This window comes from Enterococcus sp. (genome assembly GCF_022711995.1).
Classification (GTDB): domain Bacteria; phylum Bacillota; class Bacilli; order Lactobacillales; family Enterococcaceae; genus Enterococcus_D.
Window position 1 is genome coordinate 39,118 of record NZ_JALAHI010000111.1, and the last position, 7,553, is coordinate 46,670.

Annotated in this window: 5 protein-coding genes; all 5 read right to left on the reverse strand. The window is 37.8% G+C overall.

Going from position 1 to position 7,553, the window contains the following annotated elements; translation table 11 throughout:
- Positions 1 to 3: 3 nt before the first annotated feature.
- The 5 genes from Q0A12_RS11250 to Q0A12_RS11270 all read right to left on the reverse strand — a co-directional run bounded on the left by Q0A12_RS11250 (position 4) and on the right by Q0A12_RS11270 (position 7,508).
- Positions 4 to 1,767 (reverse strand): PTS mannitol transporter subunit IICBA, encoded by a 1,764-nt coding sequence (locus tag Q0A12_RS11250; RefSeq protein ID WP_291292739.1) that lies wholly within the window; start codon positions 1,765 to 1,767, stop codon positions 4 to 6.
- A 155-nt stretch (positions 1,768 to 1,922) separates the two neighbouring features.
- Positions 1,923 to 2,360 (reverse strand): PTS sugar transporter subunit IIA, encoded by a 438-nt coding sequence (locus Q0A12_RS11255; protein WP_291292743.1) that lies wholly within the window; start codon positions 2,358 to 2,360, stop codon positions 1,923 to 1,925.
- A 13-nt stretch (positions 2,361 to 2,373) separates the two neighbouring features.
- On the reverse strand, positions 2,374 to 4,404 hold the full coding sequence (locus Q0A12_RS11260; RefSeq protein WP_291292740.1) for a PRD domain-containing protein: 2,031 nt from the start codon (positions 4,402 to 4,404) through the stop codon (positions 2,374 to 2,376).
- On the reverse strand, positions 4,391 to 6,061 hold the full coding sequence (locus tag Q0A12_RS11265) for a PTS mannitol transporter subunit IICB (RefSeq protein WP_291292741.1): 1,671 nt from the start codon (positions 6,059 to 6,061) through the stop codon (positions 4,391 to 4,393). The genes Q0A12_RS11260 and Q0A12_RS11265 overlap by 14 nt, the downstream gene beginning before the upstream one ends.
- Positions 6,062 to 6,203: 142 nt before the next feature.
- Positions 6,204 to 7,508: a C40 family peptidase gene (locus tag Q0A12_RS11270; protein ID WP_291292742.1), complete on the reverse strand. Its 1,305-nt coding sequence runs from the start codon at positions 7,506 to 7,508 to the stop codon at positions 6,204 to 6,206.
- Positions 7,509 to 7,553: the final 45 nt, after the last annotated feature.

The window sequence follows — 7,553 nt, forward strand, 5'->3', positions numbered from 1 at the left end:
TCCTTAAAGAGCTTCTTTAAGTGTTGTGATGACTCGTTGATAGTTTGACGTTCGCATCAAATTGCTGACAGATAAATGGATTGCCTCTGGTGCTAGCGACCGTGCTTGTTGAGTCAATTCTTCTTTGGTAATCACCAATGATGAAGCATCCGCTTTTAGATCATCGATATGAACCTTTTTAAGTGATAGAGAAAGAGATTCTTTCGCTAATAAGTCTTGAAAAACCTTTCTGGCCATGGTCGCTGAGCCTTCACGGTCGTCATGGGCAAGAATAATTTCATGAATGTCCTTTAATTCTTCTAGAGGGAGCGGCTTGTGATTTACTGGTTTCAATTTTTTCTCTCCCTCAACTCCTGAGCCCAGCAATGTAGCCACAATCTCATCATATTTAGGAGAGTTCAAAAAATTTTCTACAGCAACAAATATTGCATTTGGCGCTTTTAATTTGGCCCGCTCTTGTAATTCTTTTTGTGTCACAATCAATGTATGCGCATCATCTGTCAGATTATTGATTGCTTGATTGGTGACTTGTTGTACCAAACCAGCATCTTTAACTTTCTTCCGCAAAATGGAAGCCCCCATTGCACTTGAACCCATACCAGCATCGCAGGCGAAAATAATCTTCTGAATGCCTGTTAACGATTCTAGAGCCATTCCTTTTGAACGTTGTTTTGCTTGCTGTATTTCCTGTACCTTCTCATCAAAATTATCTACAGTATCTTTGGCATCGGCTTTTAGAATTGCTGCCGCCACAAGAAATGATATGGTTGCTCCAACAGCAATCCCTGCTAAAACAGAAACAACACTCATGACTGAATTCAATGGCGTCATAGCTAGAATGGCAATGATCGAACCTGGAGAAGCTGGTGCCCTTAAACCTGCCCCTAATAATTGAAAAGTGAAACTCCCCGAAACACCACCTGCAATAACTGCTAAAAACATTAATGGCTTCATCATCACATATGGAAAATAGATTTCATGAATACCACCTATGAAGTGGATAATGATTGCTCCTGGAGCAGATGATTTTGCCGCGCCTTTGCCAAAGAAAGTGAATGCCAATAAAACGCCTAATCCAGGCCCTGGGTTCGCTTCTAATAAATAAAGAATTGATTTACCAAACTCACTTACTTGTTCCGTACCTAATGGTGTCAAAATTCCGTGATTGATAGCATTATTCAAAAATAGGATTTTGGCAGGTTCAATAAAAATATTTGCTAATGGAATTAGGTGTGCATTTACAATTACTGCAACACCTGCTGCCATTGCTTCTGTCAATGCGTTTACAACGGGTCCAATGACAACAAAGCCAAGGAGAGCCAAAGCAAAACCTAGAAGACCCGCAGAAAAGTTATTGACCAGCATCTCAAAGCCTGCTCGAACTTTGTCTTGAAAAAATCCATCGAACTTTTTGATTGTATATCCACCTAATGGCCCCATAATCATGGCTCCTAAAAGCATCGGGATGTCGGTTCCCACAATGACCCCCATTGTAGCGATCGCCCCAACAACTGCACCCCGATCTCCAGCGATGACTTTCCCACCTGTGTATCCAATCAGTATCGGAATTAGATACGTCAGCATTGGACTGACCATTGAAGCAAAGGATTCATTTGGCAGGTAACCATCTGGGATAAAGAGAGCTGTTAACACACCCCATGCAATCAATGCACCAATATTGGGCATCACCATACTCGATAATGTACTGCCTAGTTTTTGGACCCTCGACTTTAAAGACGCCTTCTTATCTACTTGTACTTGTTCCATCTTCATTCTCCTCCCAACTTGTTTTTACATCTCGATTGTAGGCGCTTTCCGAAAGCTTCGAAAGTCGTACTTTGTCACAGAAAACCGTGCCAAAATTTGTTTCTTATCTAAAAAAAAGCCATGCACAATGTGCATGACTAATCCATAATTTTTTTCTACTCTTCTAGCAACAGTATTTTTTGTACTTCCTCTATTGTAGCGGCGTCGCTTAGCAGTTTCACATTTTGGATATCTGAACAAAAAAAAGCAATTTCTTGCAAGTATGACAACTGCCTTTCTTTGAGAACAACCACAAACAGTACGGTAGCGACCTTTGATTCTGTGGTATCACCAAAATCGACACCGTCTGGTACTTGAACAAGACAAATCCCTTCTTCAATGATCCATTTGTCTGCATCCTCTTCTCCATGAGGCAATGCCACAAAGTTTCCAATATAGACACCATATTTTTTGTGTCGCTGAATTAAACTGTTTATATACTGAGGGTGGACCATTTTTTGTTCTACTAGGAATACACCTATCTCATGCAATGCTTCTTCCGCATTTTGGAATCGCTGATCTAACAATATATGTTCTGCTGGAATATCCACTATTTTCTCCTCCCAATTATTGTTTGACTTCTTCAATCAAAAGCGTAGAAAGCAATTGATAAATGATTGAAAAATTTCCTGAGTTAAATATTTCTGTATTTAAATCATTCATAATGATGGAACCGCTGATCTTCCCTAAGATTTTACTGCTTTGTTCATCGATTGGATAAGGAGCGAGCATAACTAACAAGCGAGTCACATTGATTTCTTGTTTATCCATCGCATAAAGTGATAGTTCTTGCGATAGATCAAAGATTTTAAAAACTGGTTGCAAAATTTCTACACTTGATGCATGAAAAAGGGCAAAGTGAGTCTTCGGTATTCCAACAGGTGCTTGTAAATAGCGCTTCACTAGTTTATCAGCTACTTTTTTCCTGTCTTGCACTAATGTTTTGGAAAAATGTTTCATCACTTCAGATAATGTTTCTTCTAAATTGGGACTATTGTCAATTGTTTGGAGAGTAAACAATTCTAATAAGTGATTAATCTCCTCAATAAATGCTAGAACATCTTCATATGTATCTTCCCTACTAGAAACTGGCGTAGGTACAACATGAGAAAGTGACTTGTTCTGACTAAGCAGCCGAAATTCTTCTTTTAGTTCCTGAATATCTTCTTCCAATAAAATAGGAGAAACTAGCTTGTACTTTCCTCGATACCCTGGCAACAAAGATGTAGAAATCACTAAATCATAGTTGTCTTCAATTTTATCCTGCTCAATATCACCTACACGGAAAAAAGTAATTTTATTGATAAATGGAAATTGTTTTCTTAGTTGCATCTCTAACAAACTAATTGAAGCCAGTCCGCTTGGTGATACACCTGCAATATTGACTTCCATTACTTTAGGATTCTTTTCTAATGAGTTTGCGAAGTGCAATACCATATAGGCAATTTCTTCTGTTGAAAACTGCTGTTGCGGGAAAACAAGCGGTAAACTTATACGGATTGCTTCTGCAATTTCCTTATATTGTTTCATTATTTTTTCTAAAATTGGATTGTTTAGCTGGTTCTCTTCCAAAATTGCTCGGGTCATTACACCAGAAATATGTGTTAGTAACATTTTATATAAAACTTCATCTTCAAAAAAAACAACCTCTGTCTGTTGACTGATCAGTTCAATCAACCGTTTTACCTGATACGCCAAAGTCGTATCAAAGTTCTCTTCAAAAAAATCACGGTCAAAGGAATTAGAAAAATCCCCTAACAAAATCGCAAAAAAAACTATTTCATTGACCGAATACAACCGCTTCGTTTGTTCAGCAACTCGAGCAAAAATCTGTTTTGCTACCTTCAGCAAATCTTTGTTGATTTGACTTGGATAACTTTCTTCCTCTACTGAAAAGCCTGTTGCTACGCGCTCCATTGCTAAAGCAAGCATAATACCAATAAAAGCCAGCTTGCGGTCACTTAGCTCAGGATATTTAGTTTCAACCACTTCTCTTATAAGATCTTGCGCTAAAATCAAGTACTGTTTTTCAATAAACTCGAATAAAAATTGAGCCGTTTGTTCTGCATCAGGAAAATGAAAAAACTGGTACTCATTTATTTCCATCATCAATGTGTTTGCTGCTACTAAACGTCGATGCTTTTCTGGTCCTCTGAGCTCATATCCTTGATTACGGACAATTGTCAACGGAAGGCGAGACAAACTTTCTTCCAATTGTTTTATATCAGAAAAGAAAGTGGTATTACTGATTTGATAAAGTTCTAAAAAATGGTGGCTACTAATCGGCTTAGAAGCAGTTGCCAATTGTAGTAAAATCCGATGTTGTCGTTCTGTGGACGCAAACTCTTGTGATGAATCAGACGTCATTGCTTCTTGCAGCTGAGTGATACTATTCCCGACAATGATCCGAAAATGACTGCGACCCTCTTTTTCTAAGGATGCCCCTACAGTACGCAATGAATTCTCTAAATTGGCTAGTTCGCGGTAGACCGTCCTCTTACTTACTTTCAACAGCTGCATCATTCGATCCATTGAAACTGGACCATCACTATTCATCAGCTCAGTCAACAAAATAGTTTCACGCTTAGTCAAGAACATAGGCGACTCCTTCTGTCAACAATTGACGGTATTTGGAAGTTGTCACTAAATCATCGACAACCAAGTGAGGAACATCTGTTAATGAAGCCATCTGCTGAAAATCTTTTTGAACGATATATAACGCTTCTGGATTAAGCTGTGTTGACTCAATATCTTCTTTTTTTGCCTCAACAGGTATTGCTAATTCATTAGCAATTTTACAAACAATTGAAACAGCCATCGTTTGAGCCCCTCTTTTCTTGCCTTCATACAAAAAAATCAAGGCTGGAATTTTTTCTCCTGCTTTAGAAGAAACGTTTGCTACCGTTTCTTGCTTTTGCTCTAAATGCTTAACTAGAGTTTCATACTCTGAGTCCGATAAAAAATTATTTAGAAAATAGTGTTGTGCTTGCGGCGTTTTAGTTTGAGCTAAAACACCAAGTTCTGTTTGGGTAATAACTAAAAGATCTTCTCCATCCTCCAACTGATAAATTGATTTATAATCGACAGGTATCGAAAGAGCAGCTTCTTCTAAATGTTTAGTTAATAAGCTTGCACCAATTGCGCTAGATCCCATCCCCGCGTCACAAGCAACGATAATTCTCTTTATTTTGTCCATATATATTGTTCCTCCCATACTTTTTTCATTCACTGAGCGATACGTCAAAATAAAATAGGCGACAAAAAAAGAAACAAGCGTGCTTACTAATACGCCAGCTAATACACCAGCCCACATGTGATTTGGCGCATTTGTTAAGATTGCCAAGATCGAACCTGGTGAAGCAGGTGCCCGTAAGCCGACTTTACTCATTTGAAAAATAAATGTACCAACAGCCCCACCTAAAATCGGTGCAACAATCAATAATGGATTCATTAAGATAAATGGGAAATATACTTCATGAATGCCTCCTATTGCTTGCACAAGTGCAGCAGCAGACGCGCCATTTCTTGCTTTTTGAGAACCATACCTCATACATGCAAACAAGACGCCTAACCCAGGACCAGGATTGGCTTCAAGCAAAAATAAAATCGACGTTCCATGGATACTAGCGTCTTCAACACCCAGCGGGGTAAATAAACCATGATTAATAATATTATTAAAAAAAAGAACCTTTAGTGGCTCCAGAAAGAGATGAATAGCAGGAAATAAATTCTGTTTGAGAAAAAAATCAACTAAATGATAGCTTTGTTGACTAAGCTGATCGAGCAAAGGGCCAGCTACAAAAAAGTTACATAAAAATAGAAGTCCTCCAATTAAGCCTGCAGAAAAATTACGAAAGAGCATCTCATAGCCAGTCTTTACTTTTCGAGAAAATATATGATCAAAGAATCGAAGCATGCTACCTGTTAACGGACCGATAATCATTGCACCAAAAACTTGCGGAAATTTAGAGGTCAAAATCATTCCTAAAATTGCAATGGCTCCTGAAACTCCCCCTCTTGTGGGCTCAACCATTTTCCCTCCTGTATAAGCAAGCAATATTGGTAAGAGAAAATGCAAAATAGCTTCTTCTGACTTGATTAAAATTTCCTGATCCGCATGTAGTATCGGTACGACAAATGCAATGACTGCCCACGCAATAAAGATACTTACATTTGGCATCATCATATCAGAAAAATAATGAGCATAGAGTTTTAAAAAATGAAGTGTTTGCCCTCTATCTTTTATTCCTTTCATCTTCCTCACCTACCAACTCTAGTATAGTTTGGTTTGCTACAAAAAGAAATAACCTTAGATTATGCTTATTCTTTATGAATGTATTAAAAAAGCTGACGGAAACCGTCAGCTTAAAGCATTGTATTATTTCAATCGTTTTTAATTAATTTACACGCACAGCAAAACTTGGTGAGTAATAAGAGTAGCTACTTACTGAAACGCTTTGTCCAGGAGTAGGTGCATGGATATATTGTCCGCCACCAAGTGCAATGGCTACGTGGTGCGTACTTCCACGTGAACCCCAGAATAACAGGTCACCCGCTTTTGCTTCATTGATTGAAATGACCGTACCAGAGTATTCTTGTTCATAGGTCACTCGAGGTAATGAAATTCCTACTTTTGCAAATACATATTGAGTAAAACCGGAACAATCAAACCCGTTCGGCGTGGTTCCACCCCATACATATGGTGTGCCAAGATATTTCATTGCTTCTGAAACAATGGCTGATCCATTTACAGATTGTGAAGGAACATTTGTATTATTTTTAGGTTCATCCACGTCTGTATCTTGCTTAGGCGTTTCTTTTTCTACTGAATTGTTTGTTTCAGAATTATTGTCAGTGTTAGATGTTCCAGTTGTTGTACTTGACTCACTTGAATTCGATTCATTTGAGGTATTCGCTTTGTTTGCTTCTGTTGTATTGCTTGTACTTGACTCAGTTTTCGCTGCTTCTTCACGTTCTCTAGCTAATTTTGCTGCCTCTTCTGCAGCAGCAATTCGTGCTTGTTCAGCTTGATAGCTTTCTTTTTGTTTTTCTAAGTCTGCTTTTTCATCTTCTTTTGATGATTGTTGTAAAGCAAGATCTGCTTTTAAAACATTTAAATCTGCTTGTTTCGATTGAAGAGTGCCTACTTGTTTCTCAAGCTCAAGTTTATTTTCTTCAATTTCTTTTAGTTTTTTATCATTTTCATTTTTTTTCGTTTTAACTGCTTCTTGATCTGCTTTTTGTTGTTGAACCAGTTCATTGTTAGCATTAACAATCGTTGTCATAGCTTGCACGCGACCAATAGCATCCGTTAATGAATCTGCTTCAAGAACAGCATCAATAAAATTGGTGCTTTGTCCATTCACTTGGACGTCTCTTGCTTGCTTTTGAATCGCTTCTTCTCGTTTCTCAATCCGAACATTTAAGTCATCGATTTCTTTTTGCAATTTTGCTGAATCAGCATTTAGAGTAGATTGTTGCTCTAATAATGCTTCTGCTTTTTCATTGATAGCTGCAACATCATTTTCTAATGCTTCAATTTGCGCTTGAGCATCAGCTTGTTGATTTTTTAGATTATTGATTTCTTGATCTTTTTGTTCAATTTTGCTATCAAAGTCGTCTGCTACTACAAGTGTTGGTGTTACAATTGAAGTAAGCGCAATGGAACTCACTAACAATACTGATAAAATACGTTTTTTCACCCTTCATTCCTCCGCCTAACTTTTCCTTGATGTTTAAATTAATAT